Raw genomic sequence first — 21,750 nt, forward strand, 5'->3', positions numbered from 1 at the left:
TGGGGGCGGTCCGACGTTTCGGGAGGGCTGGGGTGAGGGGGATGGATCTAAAGCACACCAAAAACTTCATCCAAAAAAAGCCCCTGAATTCAGGGGCTCTTCTGTCAGTGCGGCTGATAAACCGTAAGCATCTGCCCCGGCTTCAACGCCTTGCCCGCACCCGGGTTCCAGCGCTTGAGATGTTGCATCTCGACGTTGAAGCGCTTGGCCACCACATACAGGGTGTCGCCGCGCTTGACCTTGTACCGGGTCTGCTGCTTGCTCTCGTCCTTGCCTTTGCTCTTGGTATTCGCCGCGACCACGGTGTTGACCCGACCGGACTTGCGCGCCGGTGCACGCTTGGTGTTGTCCTGCATGACCAGGGTCTGGCCGACCTTGAGGTTCTTGCCGGTCAGCTTGTTCCAGCGCTGCAGATCCTTGACTTCGACCTTGTTGGCCTTGGCGATGGAGCCGAGGTTGTCGCCACGCTTGACCCGATAGGCGCGCTTGAGCTGTGCCACTTCCGACGGATCGGCGCCTTCGAACACCGGTTTCAGCGAGCGCGGGCTGATCAGTTCGTCCGGGCGCATGGTCTGCAGACTCGCGGTCAGCAGTTGCGCCTTGGACGTCGGCACCAGCAGATGCTGCGGGCCGTCGATGGTAGTGCGCTGTTTGAACGCCGGATTGAGCTGGAACAGTTCGTCTTCATCGATGTTCGCCACCGCAGCGACCTTGGACAGGTCCATGCGCTGGTTGATTTCGACGACCTGGAAGTACGGCTCGTTGGCGATTGGATTGAGGTTGACGCCGTAGGCTTCCGGTGCCAGCACCACTTGCGACAGCGCCAGCAACTTCGGCACATAGGCCTGGGTTTCCGCCGGCAGTGGCAGGTTCCAGTAGTCGGTGGGCAGGCCGAGCTTTTCGTTGCGCTCGATCGCGCGGCTGACGGTGCCTTCACCGGCGTTGTAGGCCGCCAGAGCCAGCAGCCAGTCGCCGTTGAACATGTCGTGCAGGCGAGTCAGGTAATCCATCGCTGCGGTGGTCGAAGCGGTGATGTCGCGACGACCGTCGTAGAAACGCGTCTGGCGCAGGTTGAAGTAGCGCCCGGTGGACGGAATGAATTGCCACAGGCCCACCGCATCGGCGCGGGAGTAGGCCATCGGGTTGTACGCGCTCTCGATCACCGGCAGCAGGGCCAGTTCCAACGGCATGTTGCGTTCTTCGAGGCGTTCGACGATGTAATGAATGTAGAGGCTGCCGCGTTCGCCGGCATTCTCGAGAAAAGAGGGATTACTGGCGAACCACAGGCGCTGTTGCTCGATGCGCGGATTGACGCCAAGGCCTTGCTGCAACTGGAAGCCCTGACGCATGCGTTCCCAGATGTCCTGGGGCGCCACGGGAGTGGGCTTCTCGGTCAGCCAGATAGGCTTCTGCTTGGCTCGCGCAGCAATGTTCGGCGTATGCGTCGCTTCAGTCTGCGGAGCGTGGCTGGAGCAACCCGCCAGCGTGGCGGACACAGCCACCGCGATGGCTTGCGCCAGGCGGGTCAAAGCATCTGAATTGACGGACTTACGTATGGATGACGACATTGGCTGGAAGTAAGTTCCGGGCAAAAATGTCGGGCGATTCTAGAAAGCGCACCCCCTGCGGTCAACCATTGAGAATTTTTGTCCCGGCCGGCGCGCTTGTCAGAACTTGTCTTTCCATGCCCGCAGAGCCGCAAATACCTCGCTCGGCTCCCGGTTTTGAGCGCCTTCCCGTTCGTCCACTTTTTGTGTAACCAATGTTTCAGAAGTGCGTAAAAACGGATTGGTGAGCTTTTCCAGGGCTAAAGTCGACGGCAATGTCATCACGCCGTTCTGCCGTTGCTGGGTGACCTTTTCCAGACGGGCGGCGATGTCCGGGTTGCCCGGCTCGACGGCGGCGGCAAATTTCAGATTGCTCAAGGTGTATTCATGGGTGCAGTAAACCAGCGTATCTTCCGGCAAGGCCGCAAGACGGCTGAGCGAGCGGTACATCTGCTCGGGTGTGCCTTCGAACAACCGGCCGCAACCGGCGGCGAACAGGGTGTCGCCGCAGAACAGCAGGCCATGGTGGTAATAGGCGATGTGCCCCAGGGTGTGACCGGGCACCGCATAGACGTCGAAGTCCCAGCCGAGCACGCTGACGCTGTCGTTGTCCTTGAGCGCTACGTCACGCGCCGGAATGCTTTCGCTGGCCGGGCCGTAGACCTTGGCGCCGGTCGCGGCTTTCAGGCGCTCGACGCCGCCGACATGGTCATGGTGATGGTGAGTGATCAGAATATCGCTGAGCACCCAGCCCGGATGGGCGTCAAGCCACGCCTGCACCGGGGCGGCGTCGCCCGGATCGACCACCGCACAGCGCTGGGTCTGATGATCCTGTAACAACCAGATGTAGTTGTCGGTGAACGCGAGCAGGGCACTGATCTGTATCATCGTCGGAATTCGCCAAGCGGAAAACATTGGCGCATCTTAGTAGTTCCTGGCGCGTTGGAGAATGACATGACCGATAAAGCGTTCGCTCAGGCCGATCCCGACTGGCTGGCATTGATCAGCGCCGCCCGCGAATGGCTGTCGGGGCCGCTCGGGCAATTTCTGCTGGATGAAGAGCGGCGCATGCTCGACGACGAGCTCGGCCGGTTCTTCGGCGGTTATCTTGTGCATTACGGCCCGTCCGCCGAAACCCCGCCGACCGCGCCGCAGGTGCAGCGTAACGTGCGTCTTGGCGCGCCGTTGCCCGGGGTCGAGATCGTCTGCGAAGAGCAGGCCTGGCCGTTGAGCGAGCACGCCGCCGACGTGGTGGTGATGCAGCATGGCCTGGATTTCTGCCTGTCGCCCCACGGTTTGCTGCGTGAAGCGGCGAGCAGCGTGCGCCCCGGCGGGCATCTGCTGATCATCGGCATCAACCCCTGGAGCACTTGGGGGCTGCGGCATTTCTTCGCCAATGATGCCCTGCGCAAGGCGCGCTGCATCTCGCCGTCGCGGGTCGCCGACTGGCTCAATCTGCTGGGCTTCGCGCTGGAGAAACGCCGCTTCGGGTGCTATCGTCCGCCGCTCGCGTCGCCCAAGTGGCAGAACCGTCTGGCCGGCTGGGAACGCAAGGCCGGTGACTGGCAATTGTCCGGCGGTGGCTTCTATCTGCTGGTGGCGCGCAAGATCGTGGTGGGGCTGCGGCCATTGCGCCAGGAACGTCGCGAGCCGATGGGCAAGCTGATTCCGCTGCCGATGGCCAAGGTCAACCGCCGCCGCATCGAACCGTAAATCTTCTTTTATTTGTGGCCGGGCTTGTCCCGGCCGCGGTCATTGTCGATCCGTGATTGGCAGGACAGGCATTTTTCTGGAAAGACTGGCATGAGCGAAAGCGTGGAAAGCGTCGACACCGTAGAACTGTTCACCGACGGCGCCTGCAAGGGCAACCCCGGCCCCGGCGGCTGGGGCGCGCTGCTGGTGTGCAAGGGCGTCGAAAAGGAACTGTGGGGCGGCGAGGCCAACACCACCAACAACCGCATGGAGCTGCTCGGCGCGATTCGTGGCCTCGAAGCGCTCAAGCGCCCCTGCGAAGTGCTGCTGGTCACCGACTCGCAATACGTGATGAAAGGCATCAACGAGTGGATGGCCAACTGGAAGAAGCGCGGCTGGAAAACGGCTGCGAAAGAGCCGGTGAAGAATGCCGATCTGTGGAAAGAGCTGGACGAGCAGGTCAATCGCCACAAAGTCACCTGGAAATGGGTGCGCGGGCACATTGGCCATCATGGTAACGAGCGGGCGGACCAACTGGCCAATCGCGGCGTTGACGAAGTGCGTGGTTACAAGCAGAGCTGATTTCGCTTCTAACCGTGGCGTGGCCGTTCGCGAGCAGGCTCGCTCCCACAGGGAAATGTATTCCAGGCCTTGAATTGGAATGCATTCCAATGTGGTAGCGAGCCTGCTCGCGAAGGACCCGCCACGGTCTGACTGAAACACCCCGCCGAGCGTGTTAACATCCGCGCCTTTGCCCGATTGACCCGTTGAGAGCTGAGCACTGATGGCCACCAGATCCGTTGTACTCGATACCGAAACCACCGGCATGCCGGTGACCGATGGTCACCGGATCATTGAAATCGGTTGCGTCGAACTGATCGGTCGGCGCCTGACGGGCCGGCATTTCCACGTTTACCTGCAACCGGATCGCGAGAGCGACGAGGGTGCGATCGGTGTGCACGGCATCACCAACGAATTCCTCGTCGGCAAGCCGCGCTTTGCCGAAGTTGCCGATGAGTTCTTCGAGTTCATCCAGGGCGCACAGCTGATCATCCACAACGCGGCGTTCGACGTTGGCTTCATCAACAACGAATTCGCCTTGATGGGCCAGCACGATCGCGCCGACATCACCCAGCATTGCACGATCCTCGACACCCTGATGATGGCTCGGGAACGTCACCCGGGGCAGCGCAACAGCCTCGATGCGTTGTGCAAGCGTTACGGCGTCGACAACTCCGGCCGTGAACTGCACGGCGCCTTGCTCGACTCGGAGATTCTCGCCGACGTCTATCTGACCATGACCGGCGGCCAGACCAGCCTGTCGCTGGCTGGCAACGCGTCCGACGGCAATGGCACGGGCGAGGGCGCCGACAACTCGGCTACCGAAATCCGCCGCCTGCCGGTCGATCGCCAGCCAGCACGCATCATCCGGGCGACTGAAGAAGAACTGGCGGCGCATCTGGTGCGGCTGGAAATCATCGCCAAATCGGCGGGAGCGCCGGCGTTGTGGACGCAGATTGCCGAGGCTGATGCGCAGGCCTGAAAAACCCGAAGATCAAAAGATCGCAGCCTTCGGCAGTTCTTACCGGGATTGCATTCCATAGTAGGGACCAGGAAGGCAGCGATTTTTTGCGTTTGGCGACATGGAGCCAAGTTGCCACTCTCGCCACATTCGTCGCAACCCTCTACCCTGAGTGCACTGGTCAGGTGCAAATCTGCCGCCTCAGGACACTGAGCCTCATGTACAAAGAGTTGAAATTTGCGCTGGCAATCATCCATCGCGACAGCAAGGTCGACACCGTCGGCTGCGTCAAGGAATGAGGACTTTTCCCAGTATGCAACCGGTCATGAATCCGAAATACCCAGGGTTGTCGGTGCGGGTCGCCGACGAAGGTTTTGCGCCGTATATCTGGGGCAGCGACTTCAGTTTCGAGGTCGCGGCCTACGGCGCTGCCGTGATCGGCAAACCGGTCGAGCAATGGCCGGTGACGCCAATCGTGCCGTACCGCAAGTGCTACGGCATCGATCCGGAAGAATTCAGCGCCTTTCACAACGCGCCCGACAGTGCGATTTTCATGGCGTACCTGGACGACGAGCCGGTCGGTCACCTGGTGATCAGCACCAACTGGAACGGCTTTGCCCACATCGATGAACTGGCGGTGCATGCCCCGGCCCGTCGCCACGGCGTGGCCAAGGCGTTGCTCGATGTCGCGCAGTTCTGGAGTCGCAAGAAGAAGCTGCCGGGCATCATGCTCGAAACCCAGAACAACAATCTCGGCGCCTGTCGGCTGTATGAGCGCTGCGGTTATGTGATCGGCGGCATCGACCAGTTGCGCTATCGCGGCATCGATCCGCATACCGCTGAAGTCGCGTTGTTCTGGTATCGCCTGTTCGATAATCCGCTGGAAAAACCACTCAGCTCGACAACATCGCCTCGGCTTGTTCCGTGACGATGGTCAGCAGTGTCTGAATCGCCGCCGACGGCGTGGCATGTTTGAAGGTCAGGGCGTAGAGGTTGATCGGCACAGCCGGTGAGAGCGGGCAGACGTCAAGCCCACCGGCGCGGGCGCCCACCGCGGTGAAGGGGTCGACGATCGCCAGGCCTTCGCCGGCCTCGACCATGCTGCGCATCATCTGATGGGTCTGCACGCGGGTCTGGATGCTTGGCGCCGGGCGCAGGGCCTGGAGTTTGTTTTCCAGTGCCGGGCTCAGCGGATCCTGACCTTCGAGACCGACCATGGCCTGACCGGCCAGATCCGCGAGGGAAATGTATTTCTGCTTGGGTTGCAGCCAGCCGTGCGGCGCGAGCAATTGCAGCTTGCCCTGGGCCAGCGGCTGGCAGTGGATATCGGGGTGTTCGGGATCGTGCAGGCTCAGGCCCAGATCGCTTTCGCGCAGTAACAGGCTGCGGACGATGTCGCGAGTCGGCGCGCTGAGCAGGCTGCACGGTGCGTCCGGCAAGCGCCGACGCAGAGTCGCAAGGCTTTGTGGCAGCAATTGCTGGGCCAGCGGCGGGGTGCCGATGATGCGCAGGGGTGGTGCGAGGTATTGCTTGAGGCTGCTGGCCAGACGCTGCACCGGCTCAAGCGCCTCGTAAACGTGTGCGATTTCCACCTGCAAAGCGCGCGCTTCGGGGGTCGATTGCAGGCGCCCGCGAACGCTGGCAAACAGCATGAACCCCAGCTGACTCTCGGCTTCGCGCAAGCGCTCTTCGACCTCGGTCACCGGCAATTGCAGCCATTCGGCGGCGGTGCCCAGGTGACCGGTCTGCAAGAGCGCCTGAATCACTTCGATGTGGCGTAAACGCATGCGTGAAGTCCATGTTCAGCAGGTGGGGTCAGACGCTGAATCCTACCCCAAGTCCGCTCGCATGACTTCTGCTCATAACGCTGGGTTATTGAGCGACGGTTGGCTCAGGTTCGCGAATCAGGGTAATGCCTGATTGAACCAGGAGAAACTCGCTGTCACTGACCTTATTGACCCGATCGCCAATAGCCAGTCTGTAAATGGGCTCCGAGCCAGTGGATCCGTCTGCAGACGGGTTCGATTCCTGGAATTCATGCACGGAATAAACGCGGCCTTCCGCATCTCTTGCATGAAACTGACCGACGAGTACTGCTGCCATCTGCTTAGAACCTCTGGAGATAAAACGCTTGATTTGCGGCTTTGTAGACCGTCACCAAGCTCGGTAAGTTTTCCTACAGGAAAAAAATATTCGCCGCGCAGGAAAAACCAATGACCACTGGTGAAAGCGTCACTGGATCATCTATAACTAGCGACTCTTCCCACGGACCATCGAGAGTCATCCATGAGCAATGTCTACAACGTCGCTGTAGTGGTCGGTAGCCTGCGCAAAGCATCGATCAATCGCAAAGTCGCACTGGCCCTCGCCGAACTGGCGCCGGCCAATCTCAAGCTCGAGATTGTCGAAATCGGTGAGCTGCCGCTGTACAACGAAGACATCGACGGCGCTTCTCCGCCGGCAGCCTACAGCACTTTCCGTCAGAAAGTGGCGTCATCCGACGCGGTGCTGTTTGTCACCCCCGAGTACAACCGCTCGATCCCGGCACCGTTGAAGAACGCCATCGACGTCGGTTCGCGCCCTTATGGCCAGAGCGCTTGGAGCGGCAAACCCGGTGCGGTGATCAGCGTATCGCCAGGCGCCATTGGTGGCTTCGGCGCCAACCAGCACCTGCGTCAGACCTTCGTTTTTCTCGATATTCACTGCCTGCAACAGCCGGAAGCGTATCTGGGCGGTGCGGGCAACGCGTTTGATGAAGCGGGCAAGCTGAGCGACTCGGTGAAGCCGTTCCTGCAGAAATTCATCGATGCGTACGGCCAGTTCGTCGAGCAACACAAGAAATAAACTTACCGAAACTCACTGTGGGAGCGAGCCTGCTCGCGAAGGCGGACTGTCAGATAACAATTTCACGTCTGACACACCGCTTTCGCGAGCAGGCTCGCTCCCACATTCGTTCGATTTCCACCCGTTTCGCTATTTGAAGGCTCCTGCGAATGCTCGCTGCGTCACTGATTTTCCTGCTGACCATCACCCTCGTCATCTGGCAACCCAAAGGTCTAGGCGTCGGCTGGAGTGCAACGTTGGGCGCCGTGCTGGCGTTGATTTTCGGCGTCGTCCACCTCACGGATATCCCGCTGGTCTGGCAGATCATCTGGAACGCCACCGGCACCTTCGTGGCGCTGATCATCATCAGCCTGTTGCTCGACGAGGCTGGCTTTTTCAATTGGGCAGCGCTGCACGTGGCGCGTTGGGGGCGGGGCAGTGGGCGCAAACTGTTTGCCTTCATGGTGCTGCTCGGTGCGCTGGTCTCGGCGTTGTTCGCCAATGACGGCGCGGCGCTGATTCTCACGCCGATCGTGATTTCGATGCTGTTGGCGTTGCGCTTTTCACCGGCGGCGACGCTGGCATTCGTCATGGGCGCCGGGTTTATCGCCGATACGGCGAGCCTGCCGCTGGTGGTGTCGAACCTGGTCAACATCGTTTCGGCGGACTTCTTCCACATCGGCTTCAACCGCTATGCCGCGGTGATGGTGCCGGTGAACTTCGTCAGCGTGGCGGCGACGCTGGGCATGTTGCTGTGGTTTTTCCGTCGTGACATCCCGGCGGCGTACGATCCTGCACAACTGGAAAACCCGCAAACCGCGATCCACGACAAGGCGACGTTCTATGCCGGTTGGGCGGTGCTGGTGATCCTGTTGATTGGCTGCTTCGCTCTGGAACCGCTGGGCATTCCAATCAGCGCGATTTCTGCCGTGTGCGCCGCGCTGCTGCTGGGCATCGCTGCGCGCGGTCACAAAATCTCCACGCGCAAGGTTATGAAAGAAGCGCCGTGGCAGATCGTGATTTTCTCGCTGGGCATGTACCTGGTGGTGTACGGCCTGCGCAACGCCGGGCTCACCGGTTACCTCGCCGGATGGCTGGATGTGTTCGCCGGCCACGGCGTGTGGGGCGCGGCCATGGGCACCGGGGTGCTGACGGCGCTGCTGTCGTCGATCATGAACAACTTGCCAACCGTACTGATCGGCTTGCTGTCGATTGACGCCAGTCAGGCCAGCGGCGTGATCAAAGAAGCGATGATCTACGCCAACGTCATCGGTAGCGACCTTGGGCCGAAGATCACTCCGATCGGCAGTCTGGCGACCTTGTTGTGGTTGCATGTGCTGGAGCGCAAGGGCATTCACATCGGCTGGGGCTATTACTTCCGCGTCGGGATTGTGCTGACGGTGCCGGTGTTGCTGGTGACGTTGGCGGCGCTGGCGGTGCGGCTTTCGCTGTAGACCCGGGTGGGCCCGATCGCTGGCAAGCCAGCTCCCACAGGATTTGTATTCACCGCGAAACCTGTGGGAGCTGGCTTGCCAGCGATTGGGCCAGTTCAGGCACCACAAATCTCAGGTTTGCCCCGGCACATTCGGCCAAAGATCCGCCACCAGAAACAACCGCTCCGCCTCTTCCCATTCGCCCAAGGCATTCTCGGTCAGGCGCACCATCAACTGCGCCGGGGCCAGTGCTGGCAGGTCTTCCAGCCACAAGCGCAGATGTTCGTCCGCCCAGACCTGATCCGCCGGGTAATGCGCCGGCGCCAGCCAGGCGTGGCGGGGCAGGGGTTGCCAGCGGCCCGGCGGGCGTTGGGCGACAAACGCCGGCCAGTCCTTCTGATGCAGCCAACTGCCACGCAAATGTTGCGGATGCGCGCCGTGCGGTGACTCGGCCTGCCCGGGCCACGGATACAGCAGATAACCGCCCAGCCACAGCTGCGCGCTGAAGGTTTCGATATCCAGCGCCGCGAGCACTTCGCGGCTTTCCGGGCGCGCCGAGATCGGCAATTGATGCTCGGCCAGATGCGCCAGTTTGCGATCCAGCCGATCATGACAACCCGGCCCCAGCCACTGCGCGGGATCGCGGCCATTGCCATCCTGCGGGCCAAGGTAGAGCTTGATCGCCAGTTCCAGATGATGCACGCCGTCGCGGTCACGCAGCAGCATGTCCAGCTCGCCGAGGGTGTGCCCGGCGCGGCGGATTGGCAGGTTGGCGGCGATCAGTTCGATGCCCGGCGCATGCGAGACGGCGAACTGCCACAGGCGCTCGTAATACAGGCCCAGACGGCGGGTGCGCGCCTGCGCCAGCCATTGCAGCAGGCCGTAACTGTCGTGGTCGAGCTGGCGCAGCCAGTGTTCGAGACGCTGCGGGTCGTGCACCCAGTCGCTGCCGGCGAGCGGATGGCGCTGCGGCCACGGTGTAGCGGCGAGCATCGGCGGCGCGAGGATCACCCACGCCAGGTCCCGCACTTCGGGATGGCGTAACTGATGGGGCAACTGCAACAAGTCGGGAAACAGGATCATCTTGCGAGCATAGCCTTAAACCTGAGCGCACCCTTGAGGCTGAAAGGATTTTGTCTATCTGGCGCTTTCGCCCATAATCGGGTTTTCGCGTTTTCGATTGTCCGCAGAGGTCCCATGGAGCAATTTCGTAATATCGGCATCATCGGTCGCCTGGGCAGCTCCCAGGTGCTGGATACCGTCCGCCGACTGAAACGCTTTCTGCTCGACCGTCACCTGCATGTGATCCTCGAAGACACCATCGCTGAAGTCCTGCCCGGCCACGGCCTGCAAACTTCGTCGCGCAAGATGCTCGGCGAAGTCTGCGACATGGTCATCGTCGTCGGCGGTGACGGCAGCCTGCTCGGCGCCGCGCGGGCGCTGGCCAAACACAATATTCCGGTGCTCGGCATCAACCGTGGCAGCCTCGGCTTCCTCACCGATATTCGCCCGGACGAGTTGGAAATCAAGGTCGCCGAAGTGCTCGACGGCCACTATCTGGTGGAAAACCGCTTCCTGCTGCAAGCCGAAGTGCGTCGCCATGGCGAGGCCATCGGCCAGGGCGATGCGCTCAACGACGTGGTGCTGCACCCGGGCAAATCGACGCGGATGATCGAATTCGAGCTGTACATCGACGGCCAGTTTGTCTGCAGCCAGAAGGCCGACGGCCTGATCGTCGCCACGCCCACCGGCTCCACTGCCTACGCCTTGTCTGCCGGCGGGCCGATCATGCATCCCAAGCTCGACGCTATTGTGATTGTGCCGATGTACCCCCATACCTTGTCGGGACGGCCGATCGTGGTCGATGGCAACAGTGAGCTGAAAATCGTCGTGTCCAAAGATATGCAGATCTACCCGCAGGTCTCCTGCGACGGCCAGAACCACTTCACCTGCGCACCGGGCGACACCATTACCGTGAGCAAAAAGGCACAGAAGCTGCGCCTGATTCATCCGCTCGATCACAATTACTACGAGGTGTGCCGCACCAAGCTTGGCTGGGGCAGCAAGCTGGGGGGCGGAGGCGACTGATGCTCGATCCCGCGCGCAGTTACGACCTGATCGGTGACGTGCACGGATGCGCCATGACCCTCGAACACTTGCTGGACCGTCTCGGTTATCACAAGCAGGGCGGGGTCTGGCGGCATCCGTCACGCATGGCGGTGTTCGTCGGCGACATCATCGACCGTGGCCCGCGCATTCGCGAGGCGCTGCACATCGTCCACGACATGGTCGAAGCAGGGCAGGCGCTGTGCATCATGGGCAACCATGAATTCAATGCGCTCGGCTGGGTCACCCCGGCGCCACCGGGCAGCGGCAAGCAGTTCGTGCGCGAACACACCAAACGCCATGCGCGGCTGTTGCAGGAAACCCTGACTCAATTTGAAGACCATCCCGGCGACTGGCATGACTTCCAGCAATGGTTCTACGAGCTGCCGCTGTTCGTCGATGCCCGGCGCTTCCGCGTCGTCCATGCGTGCTGGGACGCCGGTCTGATCGAGCCGCTGCGGGCGTTGTTCCCCAATGGCTGCGTCGATGAGCATTTCCTCCAGGCCTCGGCGGTGCCCGGCAGCTTCGCCTGCACCGTGTTCGACCGCTTGCTGCGCGGCACCGACATGCGCCTGCCCGGTGGCTTGACCATGACCAGCGGCGACGGTCTGGTGCGTTCGTTCTTCCGCACCAAGTTCTGGGAAGACGATCCGAAAACCTACGGCGACATCGTCTTCCAGCCCGATGCACTGCCGGAACCTGTCGCGCAGACGCCGCTGACTTCAACCGAAAAGAATTCCCTGCTGCGCTATGGCGTCGACGAGCCGTTGCTGTTCGTCGGCCACTACTGGCGCAGCGGCAAACCGGCGCCGATCCGCCCGAACCTCGCGTGCCTGGATTACAGTGCGGTGCTCTACGGCAAACTGGTGGCCTATCGTCTGGACGAGGAAACGCGCCTGGATCCGCAAAAATTCGTCTGGGTCGATGTCGAGCGGCCGGAGGTCCTGCAATGAGTGCGGTAGCGGTATTGCGCCTGCCGTTGGCGGTGGATTTGAGCGGTTTTGTCAAACTGCTGCAACGCATGCAAGTGCCCCATCGGGTCAGCGAAGAGGCGGGCGAACAGGTGTTGTGGGCGCCGGAGGAAATCAGCGAGGACGTGCGTTCCTTGTACGAGCGCTTCCCGGCCGGCGACCCGGATCAGCAACTGGACATTCCCGTGGGCCAGACCTTCAAGCGCCCGAGCTTCGCCGAGCAGCTGAAACACGCCAGGGCCACCGGATTGATTCTGCTGTTGAGCCTGATTGTCGGCGGTCTGACCTTTCTCGGTGAAAATCTCGAGACCCTGCGCTGGCTGACCTTCCTCGATTTTCGCGTGATCGGCGAGTACATCCACTTCACGCCGCTGGCCGACAGTCTGGCGGCGGGGCAGTGGTGGCGGCTGGTCACGCCGATGCTGATCCACTTCGGCATCCTCCATCTGGCCATGAACGGCATGTGGTACTGGGAGCTGGGGCGGCGCATCGAGTCGCGCCAGGGCAGCATCAACCTGATCGGCCTGACGCTGCTGTTCAGTCTGGTGTCCAACTACGCGCAGTTCGTCTGGAGCGGCCCGAGCCTGTTTGGTGGGCTGTCCGGCGTGCTTTACGGCTTGCTCGGGCATTGCTGGATTTTCCAGTTGCTGGCGCCGAACCCGGCCTATCGTTTGCCGCGCGGCGTGCTGGTGATGATGCTGGTGTGGCTGGTGGTGTGCATGTCCGGGCTGATTTCGCTGATCGGTTTCGGCCAGATCGCCAACGCCGCGCACCTGAGCGGGTTACTCATCGGATGCTTCACCGGTTTGTTGGGCGGTTTGTATAACCGCCGTAAACTGGCCGTCTAACATTTTTTGTTTCAGTAAAGAGCACGGAGACCCTGATGTCCTCTTTCAACGACATGATCAGCACCATCACCCCGGACATCTACGAAAGCCTGAAACTGGCCGTGGAAATCGGCAAATGGTCCGACGGCAACAAACTCACTGCCGAACAGCGCGAGCTGTCGTTGCAGGCGATGATTGCCTGGGAAATCCAGAACCTGCCGGAAGACCAGCGTACTGGCTACATGGGCCCGCAAGAGTGTGCGTCGAAGTCGATCGAAGTGCCGAACATCCTGTTCAAGTCGGATGCCATCCATTGATCGAGATTGGCCGCGGTGCAATCAGTAAAATGTCGGCGCGTCTGGACGGGCCGAACGTGCAGTACGCGTTTCGTCTGGATGACGTCGAGGTGCCGGTCAATCCGTTGATCGGCAGCACGTTGCGTCTGGAATTCCTGGGGGCGATCCACTGCACCCATTGCGGGCGCAAGACCAAAACCAGTTTCAGTCAGGGTTATTGCTACCCGTGCATGACCAAACTGGCGCAGTGCGACCTGTGCATCATGAGCCCGGAGCGCTGCCACTTCGACGCCGGCACCTGCCGCGATCCGGTGTGGGGCCAGCAGTTCTGCATGACCGACCATGTGGTCTACCTGGCCAACTCGTCGGGGATCAAGGTCGGCATCACCCGTGCCACGCAGTTGCCGACCCGCTGGCTCGATCAGGGCGCGAGTCAGGCGCTGCCGATCATGCGCGTGTCGACACGGCAGCAATCGGGCTTTGTCGAAGACTTGTTCCGCAGTCAGGTGGCGGACAAGACCAACTGGCGCGCACTGCTCAAGGGCGATGCGGCGGCGGTGGATCTGGCGCAGGTGCGCGATCAGTTGTTCGAAAGCTGCGCTGAGGGCCTGCAAGGGTTGCAGGAGCGATTCGGCCTACAGGCGATTCAGACGATTGCCGATGTCGAACCGCTGGAAATCCGCTATCCCGTCGAGCAATACCCGGCGAAAATCGTCAGCTTCAACCTGGACAAGAACCCGATTGCCGAAGGCACGCTGCTGGGGATCAAGGGTCAGTACCTGATCTTCGACACCGGCGTGATCAACATTCGTAAATACACGGCTTACCAGCTCGCCGTGCATCAATAAGGATTCCAGCATGCGCACCGAACAACCGAAGATGATCTACCTCAAGGACTATCAGGCGCCCGAGTACCTGATCGACGAAACGCACCTGACCTTCGAGTTGTTCGAGGACCACAGCCTGGTTCACGCGCAACTGGTGATGCGCCGTAACCCTGAACGTGGCGCCGGACTGCCGCCGCTGGTGCTCGACGGCCAGCAACTTGAGCTGCTGTCGGTGACGCTGGCGGATCAGGAGCTGACCGCCGCTGACTATCAAGTCTCGGACAGTCACCTGACCCTGCAGCCGACCAGTGAAACCTTCACCCTCGACACCAGCGTGCGCATCCATCCGGAAACCAATACCGCGCTGGAAGGCCTGTACAAGTCCGGCACGATGTTCTGCACCCAGTGCGAAGCCGAAGGCTTTCGCAAGATCACCTATTACCTCGACCGCCCGGACGTGATGAGCAAGTTCACCACCACCGTCGTGGCCGAACAGCACAGCTACCCGGTGTTGCTCTCCAACGGTAACCCGATCGCTTCCGGCCCCGGCGAAGACGGCCGGCACTGGGCGACCTGGGAAGACCCGTTCAAGAAACCGGCGTACCTGTTTGCGCTGGTCGCCGGTGATCTGTGGTGCGTCGAAGACACCTTCACCACCATGAGCCAGCGCACTGTCGCGCTGCGCATTTATGTCGAGCCGGAAAACATCGACAAGTGCCAGCACGCGATGAACAGCCTGAAGAAGTCCATGCGCTGGGACGAAGAGGTCTACGGTCGCGAGTACGATCTGGACATCTTCATGATCGTCGCCGTCAACGATTTCAACATGGGCGCGATGGAGAACAAGGGCCTCAACATCTTCAACTCCAGCGCCGTGCTGGCCCGCGCCGAAACCGCCACCGACGCCGCGCACCAGCGGGTCGAGGCGATCGTCGCCCATGAATACTTCCACAACTGGTCGGGCAACCGCGTGACCTGCCGCGACTGGTTTCAGCTGTCGCTCAAGGAAGGTTTCACGGTGTTCCGCGATGCCGGTTTCTCATCGGACATGAACTCGGCGACGGTCAAGCGCATTCAGGACGTGGCGTACCTGCGTACCCACCAGTTCGCCGAAGATGCCGGGCCGATGGCCCACGCCGTGCGTCCGGACAGCTTCATCGAGATTTCCAACTTCTACACACTGACCGTGTACGAAAAGGGCTCGGAAGTGGTCGGCATGATCCACACCCTGCTGGGCGCAGAAGGCTTCCGCAAGGGCAGCGATCTGTACTTCGAGCGCCACGACGGCCAGGCCGTGACCTGCGACGACTTCGTCAAGGCCATGGAAGATGCCAATGGCGTTGATCTCAGCCAGTTCAAGCGCTGGTACAGCCAGGCCGGCACACCGCGTCTGGCCGTCAGCGAGTCCTACGACGCTGCGGCGAAAACCTACAGCCTGACCTTCCGCCAGAGCTGCCCGCCGACCCCGGACAAGGTAGAAAAACTGCCGTTCGTGATTCCGGTCGAGCTCGGCCTGCTCGACAGCCAGGGCAATGAAATCGCCCTGCGTCTGGCTGGCGAAGCCTCGGCACAAGGTACCACCCGAGTGATCTCGGTGACCGAAGCCGAGCAGACCTTCACTTTCGTCGACATCAACGAACAGCCTTTGCCGTCGCTGCTGCGCGGCTTCTCGGCGCCAGTGAAATTGAGCTTCCCGTACAACCGCGATCAACTGATGTTCCTGATGCAGCACGACAGCGACGGTTTCAATCGCTGGGATGCCGGTCAGCAATTGTCGGTGCAAGTGCTTCAAGAGTTGATCGGCCAACATCAGAAAGGCGAGAGCCTGAAGCTCGATCCGCGTTTGGTGTCGGCGCTGCGCACGGTGCTGTCCGACGAGTCGCTGGATCAGGCGATGGTTGCCGAAATGCTCTCGCTGCCGGGTGAGGCCTATCTCACCGAGATCAGCGAAGTGACTGACGTCGAGGCGATTCATGTCGCTCGCGAGTTCGCCCGCAAGCAACTCGCCGAAGGCTTGTTCGAAGCGCTGTGGCTGCGTTATCAGGCCAATCGCGATCTGTCGAAAAAGACTCCGTACGTCGCCGAGGCAGAGCACTTCGCTCGTCGCGCCTTGCAGAACATTGCCCTGTCGTACCTGATGCTCAGCGGCAAGCCGGAAGTGCTGGCGGCGGCGCTGGAGCAGTTCGAGACCGCCGACAACATGACCGAGCGCCTGACTGCGCTGGCGGTGCTGGTCAACTCGCCGTTCGAAGAACAGAAGGCCCTCGCCCTGGCCAGCTTCGCCGAGCACTTCAAGGACAATCCGCTGGTCATGGATCAGTGGTTCAGCGTGCAGGCCGGCAGCACCTTGCCGGGCGGTTTGGAGCGGGTGAAGGCGTTGATGCAGCACCCGGCGTTCAACATCAAGAACCCGAACAAGGTGCGGGCATTGATCGGCGCGTTCGCCGGGCAGAACCTGATCAACTTCCACGCGGCGGACGGTTCCGGTTATCGCTTCCTTGCCGATCTGGTGATCGAACTGAACGGCTTCAACCCACAGATCGCCTCGCGCCAACTGGCCCCACTGACTCGCTGGCGCAAATACGACAGCGCGCGCCAGGCTCTGATGAAGGCTGAGCTGGAACGCATTCTGGCGTCCGGGTCGCTGTCCAGTGACGTCTATGAAGTGGTGAGCAAGAGCCTGGCTTAACGCCGATTAGATGTTTGGGGCGTTTAATTGATCGTTCCCATGCTCTGCGTGGGAATGACTCTCTCGACGCTCTGCGTCGGCTTTGGGACGCAGAGCGTCCCTTGCTGCATTCCTTTGCTGCGCGTGGGAACGATCAACAAAAAATGCCGCTCAACGAGCGGCATTTTTATTGGTACAACAAACAGCTATTTACGCAGATCAAACCGATCCAGATTCATCACCTTCGTCCATGCCTTGACGAAATCGTTGACGAACTGCGCCTTCGCGTCGGAACTGGCGTACACCTCGGCCAACGCGCGCAATTGCGCATTCGAGCCGAACACCAGATCCACCCGAGTCGCCGTCCACTTTGGCGCCCCGGTCTTGCGGTCACGGCCTTCAAACTCATCGGCATCCCGTGACGTTGGGGTCCACTCAACTCCCATGTCCAGCAGGTGGGTGAAGAAGTCATTGCTCAGCGTTTCGGTTTTATCGGTGAACACGCCATGCCGCGTCTGGCCGACATTGGTGTTCAATACCCGCAAACCACCCAGCAGCACGGTCATTTCCGGTGCCGTGAGCGTCAGCAACTGCGCCTTGTCGATCAGCAGGGTTTCCGCCGCAACCGTGTATTTTCCTTTGCTGTAATTGCGGAAGCCATCGGCAATCGGTTCGAGGAAGCCGAACGATTCGACATCGGTCTGCTCCTGCGAAGCATCGACGCGGCCCGGTGAAAACGGCACCGACACTGAATGCCCGGCGTTCTGCGCGGCTTTTTCCACTCCGGCATTACCGGCCAGGACGATCAGGTCCGCCAGCGAGATCTTCTTGCCATTGGCAGCAGAACCGTTGAACTCGTTCTGAATGCCTTCCAGGGTGCTTAGCACCTTGTCCAATTGCTCGGGCTGGTTGGCCTGCCAGAACTTCTGCGGGGCCAGACGCAAGCGTCCGCCGTTGGCGCCACCGCGTTTGTCCGAGCCGCGGAAGGTCGATGCTGCAGCCCACGCGGTCGAGACAAGTTGCGACACTGACAACCCTGAAGCCAGCACCTTGTTTTTCAGCGCCGTGGCGTCGCTGTCATCGATCAGCGGGTGCGTCACGTCGGGCAGCGGGTCTTGCCAGAGCAATTCCTCTTGTGGAAATTCCGGGCCGAGGTAGCGGGAGAGCGGACCCATGTCGCGATGGATCAGCTTGTACCAGGCGCGGGCGAACGCGTCGGCGAGCTGATCGGGATTGGCCAGAAAGCGCCGCGAGATTTGTTCGTAGGCAGGATCGAAGCGCAACGCCAGATCGGAGGTGAGCATGGTCGGCGAGAGCTTCTTGTTCGGATCGTGAGCGTGGGGAACGGTGCCTGCACCCGCGCCGTTTTTCGGTTGCCACTGATGGGCGCCCGCCGGGCTTTTGGTCAGCTCCCACTCGAAGCCGAACAGGTTTTCCAGATAGTTGTTGCTCCACTGCGTTGGTGTGGTGGTCCAGGTCACTTCCAGACCACTGGTGATGGTGTCGGCGCCTTTACCGGTGCCGAAGGCGTTTTTCCAGCCCAGACCCTGTTGCTCCAGACCGGCCGCTTCCGGCTCTGGGCCGACATTGTCGGCCGGGCCGGCGCCATGGGTCTTGCCGAACGCGTGGCCGCCGGCGATCAGCGCCACGGTTTCTTCGTCGTTCATGGCCATGCGGCCGAAGGTTTCGCGAATGTCCTTGGCCGAGGCCACCGGGTCCGGGTTGCCTTCCGGGCCTTCCGGGTTGACGTAGATCAGGCCCATCTGCACGGCGGCGAGGGGATTTTCCAGATTACGTTCGCCCTGATCGGTACGGCTTTCTTCACGGCCATGCAAATCGGGCTCAGCCACCAGCGTGCCGTCGCCGGGCTCTTGCACCGGGCCATTGCTCTTGCCGTAACGGTTATCGCCACCCAGCCATTCGGTTTCCGAACCCCAGTACACGTCTTCATCCGGTTCCCAGACATCGGCGCGGCCCCCGGAAAAACCGAAGGTCTTGAAGCCCATGGATTCCAGCGCGACGTTGCCGGTAAGCACGATCAAGTCAGCCCAGGAAATATTGCGCCCGTATTTTTGCTTGATCGGCCACAGCAGGCGGCGGGCCTTGTCGAGGCTGACGTTGTCCGGCCAACTGTTGAGCGGGGCGAAGCGTTGCTGTCCGGAGCCGGCGCCCCCACGGCCATCGGCGGTGCGATAGGTCCCGGCGCTGTGCCAGGCCATGCGCACGAACAGCGGGCCGTAGTGGCCAAAGTCGGCTGGCCACCAATCCTGAGAATCAGTCATCAGCGCTCTGATGTCTTGTTTCAGCGCCTGAAAGTCGAGGCTTTTGAAGGCCTTGGCGTAGTCGAAGTCCTGGCCCAGCGGATCGGACTTGGGGGAATGCTGGCTGAGGATTTTCAGATTGAGTTGATTCGGCCACCAGTCACGGTTCGTCGTACCGCCGCCGGCGGCGTGGTTGAACGGGCATTTCGATTCGTTTGCCATGTTCGTATCCCTATCAGGTCTGCGGCCGGCTCGTGCCGACTTCGGACTGGTAAGGCTAGACCCGAGTTGGCAAGTCGGCTAATAGCCCGACTATTGGATACCGATAGGCAAACTCTTTCACCGCACAGGTAGGTGTTGCCGAAGGCTGCGATCTTTTGCCTTTTATTTTTCATTGAACAGCAAGATCAAAAGATCGTCCGACCGCGGCCCGAGCCTCCGGCAGCGCCTACAGGGGTTAGCTGGATTGCGCGGTTTCGTCATCAGGAACGTCATCAAGGATGTCTTCCTGGCCGGGCAATTCGGTGATGACGCTGAAGTCGCTGACTTCAACCGCGCCATTGCCATACCCCAACAGATGAAACGAGAAGGCTTTGCGCGGCTGCGGGTTTTCAAAGCTGAAATCCATCTCCAGCGGCTGGTCCGCCGTGGCGATCATTTCTGCAGGCAGGCCCAGTTGCACGTCCTGTTCAAATTCCTTGGCCTTGAGCTGAATATACGCCGCCTGCTGCGGATCGACCGAGCGCACGGTCAGGCGTACGCGGGTGTGCGAGCCTTTGGGCATCTCCAGGTATTGCGCGCCGATCAGGTTGTCGGCCCAGTCATCCTTGATCTGCGCTTGCAGAGGGATGATGCTGTTGCTGCCGAACTGGTAGCGATGATTGAGTGGTGTGCGCAACAGGGACAAGTCGAGGGCATCGGCGCGCGCGGCGATCTGCCGGGCCGGATGGCCGCTGTAGGTGCCTTTGTAAGTAGCGCTTTCGGCGATGAAGCCGGTGCTTTGGTAGTAGCGGCAGCGGCGCGGCAGGTCGCATTCGGAGAAGATGCCCTGGCCGTCGTGGTAGCGCAGCTTGCCGTTGGTGAACGACATGATTTCTCGCCCGGAATCGTAATCGCGAAACAGCGAGCGGCCGCTCAGCGCAGTCGGCACCGGCAGGTCGAAATAGTCAAGGATCGAGGTGCTCAGATCGACGTGACCATAGACCCCGGCATGCAAGCGCGGCAGTTGCGCCTGCTCCGGTGCCAGCGTCAGGTTGAATCCCCACGAGGAGGCCAGTCGCACACCGTCGATGCCGTGGGATTCATCCGAGGTGATCACCACCAACGTGTCCTTGAGAATGCCTTGGCGCTTCAGCCCCGAAAGAAATTCATCCAGCGCATCGTCGAGATAACCCACAGCAGCCTGCTTCGGCGTTTCATAACGCTGCAGATAATCGTCCGGTGCGGAGTAGGGCTGGTGGGTGCCGACCGTCAGCAGGGTCAACATCCAAGGCTGCTTTTGCTTTTTCAACTGGCCGACATAATCCAGCGCACCTTCGAAAAACGCCTTGTCATCCTTGCCCCAGGGGAATTCCAGGTAGTTGCTGTTGCTGAACCATTCCAGACCGTGGGTCGCATCGAAACCGATGTGCGGCATGATCTTGTCTTTGGCCATGAAGCGCAGGCCGGCGCCTTGCAAGTAATGGGTGCTGAAGCCGTGCTCGCGTAGTTGCGCCGGCAGGCAGGCCTGATTGCGCTCGTTGAGGGTGAGCATTTCCACGCCTTTGGGCGTGCCGTTGTTGAGCTTGTCGTAGTCACCGCAGAGCATGGCATACAGACCGCGAATGGTCTGATGGGTGTGCAGCACGTAATCCGGGGTGTTCATGCCGCGCTCGGCCCAGCGGCTGAGGTTGGGCATCAGGTCTTCCTGATAATGACTGCCGATCGCTTCGCGGTTGGCGCGGATGTAGGCGCCGGGAATGCCTTCCAAAGCGATGATCAATACGTTGCGCGCCTGCCCCGGCGCGGCGAGCAGCTTCTGGCCATTGAGGTCGACGTCGGTGAGCCCGGCCATCGCCGGTGTGGGTTCTTCAACGTCGCCGTCGAGCCATTCCTCGGCCTGGATCTGCAGGTCGGCCACTTCACTGGCGAGCAATTGATGCGGCAGGTTGTACAGGCGCCAGGCGTCGCCGTCATTCGGCCACAGGTTTAGCGCGCCCCATTGCGCGGCGAACAAAGCGATCGGCGCGGCCCACGCAGCGCGCGGCAACGCCGGACGAGCCAGACCGCGCCCCATAAATTGGGCCAGCAGCCAGAAAACCAAAGCACCCAGCAAAGCCATGGCCAGGGCAGGGTGCGCAAGTCCGCCGCCAGTGGAGTTTTCGACGAATTGCGGGTCGATCAGATAGTGAATATCCGAAGGCGTCGGCAGGCGGCCGACGGCGCTGACCAATTCTGCCGTGGCGATCGCCAGCAGCGCCCAAAACACCAGCACCGGCAAGGTCAGCCACCATGCGCGGCGATGCAGCGTTACCACCAGCAAACTGCCCACGGCCAGATCCGACAAAAAGCCCAGCGGTGTCGACCAGCCCAACGCTGCACGCAGGCACACCGGCACGATCAATACCAGAACGATGAGAGAAAAAAGGCGGGCATTCGGCCGCCGCAGCCAGTTGAAAAGAGCGCTCACAAAAAAGGCCTGCTTGTCATCAAAGGGTCAAAAAAGTGTGGGTGATGATACCAAGGGCAGGAAGGCTGATCGGCTATTAAAACCTGCGGCTGGCGATCGCTGAAATTTC

Annotated in this window: 19 protein-coding genes; 12 read left to right on the forward strand and 7 right to left on the reverse strand. The window is 61.1% G+C overall.

The annotated features are described in order from the left end of the window. Window positions 1–104: 104 nt before the first annotated feature. Together D8U82_RS26445 and gloB are read right to left on the reverse strand one after the other, a co-directional pair. Complete coding sequence (locus D8U82_RS26445; protein WP_130903266.1) at window positions 105–1,568, reverse strand: transglycosylase SLT domain-containing protein; 1,464 nt, start codon at window positions 1,566–1,568, stop codon at window positions 105–107. Window positions 1,569–1,667: 99 nt separating this feature from the next. Beyond that, window positions 1,668–2,435, reverse strand: a complete 768-nt coding sequence (gloB, locus tag D8U82_RS26450) for a hydroxyacylglutathione hydrolase (RefSeq protein ID WP_130903267.1) — start codon at window positions 2,433–2,435, stop codon at window positions 1,668–1,670. A 66-nt stretch (window positions 2,436–2,501) separates the two neighbouring features. On the opposite strand from gloB, the gene D8U82_RS26455 reads away from it, so the two are divergent. The 4 genes from D8U82_RS26455 (at window position 2,502) to D8U82_RS26470 (ending at window position 5,689) form a co-directional block, all read left to right on the forward strand. Beyond that, the gene (locus D8U82_RS26455; RefSeq protein WP_130903268.1) at window positions 2,502–3,260 is read left to right on the forward strand and encodes a methyltransferase domain-containing protein; all 759 of its coding nucleotides are present in this window, start codon (window positions 2,502–2,504) and stop codon (window positions 3,258–3,260) included. 90 nt (window positions 3,261–3,350) lie between these two features. Next, entirely contained in the window at window positions 3,351–3,821 is a 471-nt protein-coding gene (gene rnhA, locus D8U82_RS26460) for a ribonuclease HI (protein ID WP_007910572.1), read from the forward strand. Window positions 3,822–4,023: 202 nt separating this feature from the next. Next, window positions 4,024–4,782, forward strand: a complete 759-nt coding sequence (gene dnaQ / locus D8U82_RS26465; protein ID WP_024012494.1) for a DNA polymerase III subunit epsilon — start codon at window positions 4,024–4,026, stop codon at window positions 4,780–4,782. Window positions 4,783–5,074: 292 nt separating this feature from the next. Further along, window positions 5,075–5,689: a GNAT family N-acetyltransferase gene (locus D8U82_RS26470; protein WP_016774208.1), complete on the forward strand. Its 615-nt coding sequence runs from the start codon at window positions 5,075–5,077 to the stop codon at window positions 5,687–5,689. On the opposite strand, the gene D8U82_RS26475 is transcribed toward D8U82_RS26470, so the two are convergent. Continuing rightward, the gene (locus D8U82_RS26475; RefSeq protein ID WP_130903269.1) at window positions 5,655–6,548 is read right to left on the reverse strand and encodes a LysR family transcriptional regulator; all 894 of its coding nucleotides are present in this window, start codon (window positions 6,546–6,548) and stop codon (window positions 5,655–5,657) included. The genes D8U82_RS26470 and D8U82_RS26475 overlap by 35 nt on opposite strands. An 85-nt stretch (window positions 6,549–6,633) precedes the next feature. Next, window positions 6,634–6,864: a hypothetical protein gene (locus tag D8U82_RS28550; protein WP_016774209.1), complete on the reverse strand. Its 231-nt coding sequence runs from the start codon at window positions 6,862–6,864 to the stop codon at window positions 6,634–6,636. Window positions 6,865–7,047: 183 nt separating this feature from the next. On the opposite strand from D8U82_RS28550, the gene D8U82_RS26485 reads away from it, so the two are divergent. Both D8U82_RS26485 and D8U82_RS26490 read left to right on the forward strand, forming a co-directional pair. Next, entirely contained in the window at window positions 7,048–7,605 is a 558-nt protein-coding gene (locus D8U82_RS26485) for an NAD(P)H-dependent oxidoreductase (RefSeq protein ID WP_024012496.1), read from the forward strand. A 149-nt stretch (window positions 7,606–7,754) separates the two neighbouring features. Continuing rightward, the gene (locus D8U82_RS26490; RefSeq protein WP_016774211.1) at window positions 7,755–9,038 is read left to right on the forward strand and encodes an arsenic transporter; all 1,284 of its coding nucleotides are present in this window, start codon (window positions 7,755–7,757) and stop codon (window positions 9,036–9,038) included. A 111-nt stretch (window positions 9,039–9,149) separates the two neighbouring features. Here the strand turns inward: D8U82_RS26490 and D8U82_RS26495 are convergent, their stop codons facing one another. Beyond that, the gene (locus D8U82_RS26495; RefSeq protein WP_130888662.1) at window positions 9,150–10,100 is read right to left on the reverse strand and encodes a DUF1853 family protein; all 951 of its coding nucleotides are present in this window, start codon (window positions 10,098–10,100) and stop codon (window positions 9,150–9,152) included. Window positions 10,101–10,214: 114 nt separating this feature from the next. Here D8U82_RS26495 and D8U82_RS26500 point away from each other — a divergent pair, with 114 nt between their 5' ends. The 6 genes from D8U82_RS26500 to pepN are packed head-to-tail and all read left to right on the forward strand — an operon-like array spanning window position 10,215 to window position 16,733. Continuing rightward, window positions 10,215–11,105, forward strand: coding sequence for an NAD(+) kinase (locus tag D8U82_RS26500; RefSeq protein WP_016774212.1), 891 nt, complete (start codon window positions 10,215–10,217; stop codon window positions 11,103–11,105). Then, window positions 11,105–12,076, forward strand: a complete 972-nt coding sequence (locus D8U82_RS26505; protein WP_130888661.1) for a metallophosphoesterase — start codon at window positions 11,105–11,107, stop codon at window positions 12,074–12,076. The genes D8U82_RS26500 and D8U82_RS26505 overlap by 1 nt, the downstream gene beginning before the upstream one ends. Then, window positions 12,073–12,942 (forward strand): rhomboid family intramembrane serine protease, encoded by an 870-nt coding sequence (locus D8U82_RS26510; protein ID WP_130888660.1) that lies wholly within the window; start codon window positions 12,073–12,075, stop codon window positions 12,940–12,942. The genes D8U82_RS26505 and D8U82_RS26510 overlap by 4 nt, the downstream gene beginning before the upstream one ends. Window positions 12,943–12,977: 35 nt before the next feature. Then, window positions 12,978–13,238, forward strand: a complete 261-nt coding sequence (locus D8U82_RS26515; RefSeq protein WP_130888659.1) for a DUF1315 family protein — start codon at window positions 12,978–12,980, stop codon at window positions 13,236–13,238. Continuing rightward, complete coding sequence (locus D8U82_RS26520; protein ID WP_024012501.1) at window positions 13,235–14,065, forward strand: DUF2797 domain-containing protein; 831 nt, start codon at window positions 13,235–13,237, stop codon at window positions 14,063–14,065. The genes D8U82_RS26515 and D8U82_RS26520 overlap by 4 nt, the downstream gene beginning before the upstream one ends. A gap of 10 nt (window positions 14,066–14,075) precedes the next feature. Continuing rightward, entirely contained in the window at window positions 14,076–16,733 is a 2,658-nt protein-coding gene (gene pepN, locus D8U82_RS26525; protein ID WP_130888658.1) for an aminopeptidase N, read from the forward strand. Window positions 16,734–16,918: 185 nt separating this feature from the next. On the opposite strand, the gene katG is transcribed toward pepN, so the two are convergent. Further along, window positions 16,919–19,195, reverse strand: coding sequence for a catalase/peroxidase HPI (gene katG, locus D8U82_RS26530; RefSeq protein WP_130888657.1), 2,277 nt, complete (start codon window positions 19,193–19,195; stop codon window positions 16,919–16,921). A 235-nt stretch (window positions 19,196–19,430) separates the two neighbouring features. After that, a complete protein-coding gene (locus tag D8U82_RS26535) occupies window positions 19,431–21,641 on the reverse strand; it encodes an LTA synthase family protein (RefSeq protein WP_130903270.1) in 2,211 nt (736 codons plus the stop codon). Window positions 21,642–21,750 lie beyond the last annotated feature (109 nt).

This window comes from Pseudomonas sp. Sample_23, from assembly GCF_004307595.1.
GTDB lineage: Bacteria > Pseudomonadota > Gammaproteobacteria > Pseudomonadales > Pseudomonadaceae > Aquipseudomonas > Aquipseudomonas atacamensis.

Excerpts from the sequence above, each read along its gene's own strand:
- D8U82_RS26445 (WP_130903266.1), bottom strand. The coding sequence starts at position 1,568 with ATGTCGTCATCCATACGTAAGTCCGTCAATTCAGATGCTTTGACCCGC.
- gloB (WP_130903267.1), bottom strand. The coding sequence starts at position 2,435 with ATGATACAGATCAGTGCCCTGCTCGCGTTCACCGACAACTACATCTGG.
- D8U82_RS26455 (WP_130903268.1), top strand. The coding sequence starts at position 2,502 with ATGACCGATAAAGCGTTCGCTCAGGCCGATCCCGACTGGCTGGCATTG.
- rnhA (WP_007910572.1), top strand. The coding sequence starts at position 3,351 with ATGAGCGAAAGCGTGGAAAGCGTCGACACCGTAGAACTGTTCACCGAC.
- dnaQ (WP_024012494.1), top strand. The coding sequence starts at position 4,024 with ATGGCCACCAGATCCGTTGTACTCGATACCGAAACCACCGGCATGCCG.
- D8U82_RS26470 (WP_016774208.1), top strand. The coding sequence starts at position 5,075 with ATGCAACCGGTCATGAATCCGAAATACCCAGGGTTGTCGGTGCGGGTC.
- D8U82_RS26475 (WP_130903269.1), bottom strand. The coding sequence starts at position 6,548 with ATGCGTTTACGCCACATCGAAGTGATTCAGGCGCTCTTGCAGACCGGT.
- D8U82_RS28550 (WP_016774209.1), bottom strand. The coding sequence starts at position 6,864 with ATGGCAGCAGTACTCGTCGGTCAGTTTCATGCAAGAGATGCGGAAGGC.
- D8U82_RS26485 (WP_024012496.1), top strand. The coding sequence starts at position 7,048 with ATGAGCAATGTCTACAACGTCGCTGTAGTGGTCGGTAGCCTGCGCAAA.
- D8U82_RS26490 (WP_016774211.1), top strand. The coding sequence starts at position 7,755 with ATGCTCGCTGCGTCACTGATTTTCCTGCTGACCATCACCCTCGTCATC.
- D8U82_RS26495 (WP_130888662.1), bottom strand. The coding sequence starts at position 10,100 with ATGATCCTGTTTCCCGACTTGTTGCAGTTGCCCCATCAGTTACGCCAT.
- D8U82_RS26500 (WP_016774212.1), top strand. The coding sequence starts at position 10,215 with ATGGAGCAATTTCGTAATATCGGCATCATCGGTCGCCTGGGCAGCTCC.
- D8U82_RS26505 (WP_130888661.1), top strand. The coding sequence starts at position 11,105 with ATGCTCGATCCCGCGCGCAGTTACGACCTGATCGGTGACGTGCACGGA.
- D8U82_RS26510 (WP_130888660.1), top strand. The coding sequence starts at position 12,073 with ATGAGTGCGGTAGCGGTATTGCGCCTGCCGTTGGCGGTGGATTTGAGC.
- D8U82_RS26515 (WP_130888659.1), top strand. The coding sequence starts at position 12,978 with ATGTCCTCTTTCAACGACATGATCAGCACCATCACCCCGGACATCTAC.
- pepN (WP_130888658.1), top strand. The coding sequence starts at position 14,076 with ATGCGCACCGAACAACCGAAGATGATCTACCTCAAGGACTATCAGGCG.
- katG (WP_130888657.1), bottom strand. The coding sequence starts at position 19,195 with ATGGCAAACGAATCGAAATGCCCGTTCAACCACGCCGCCGGCGGCGGT.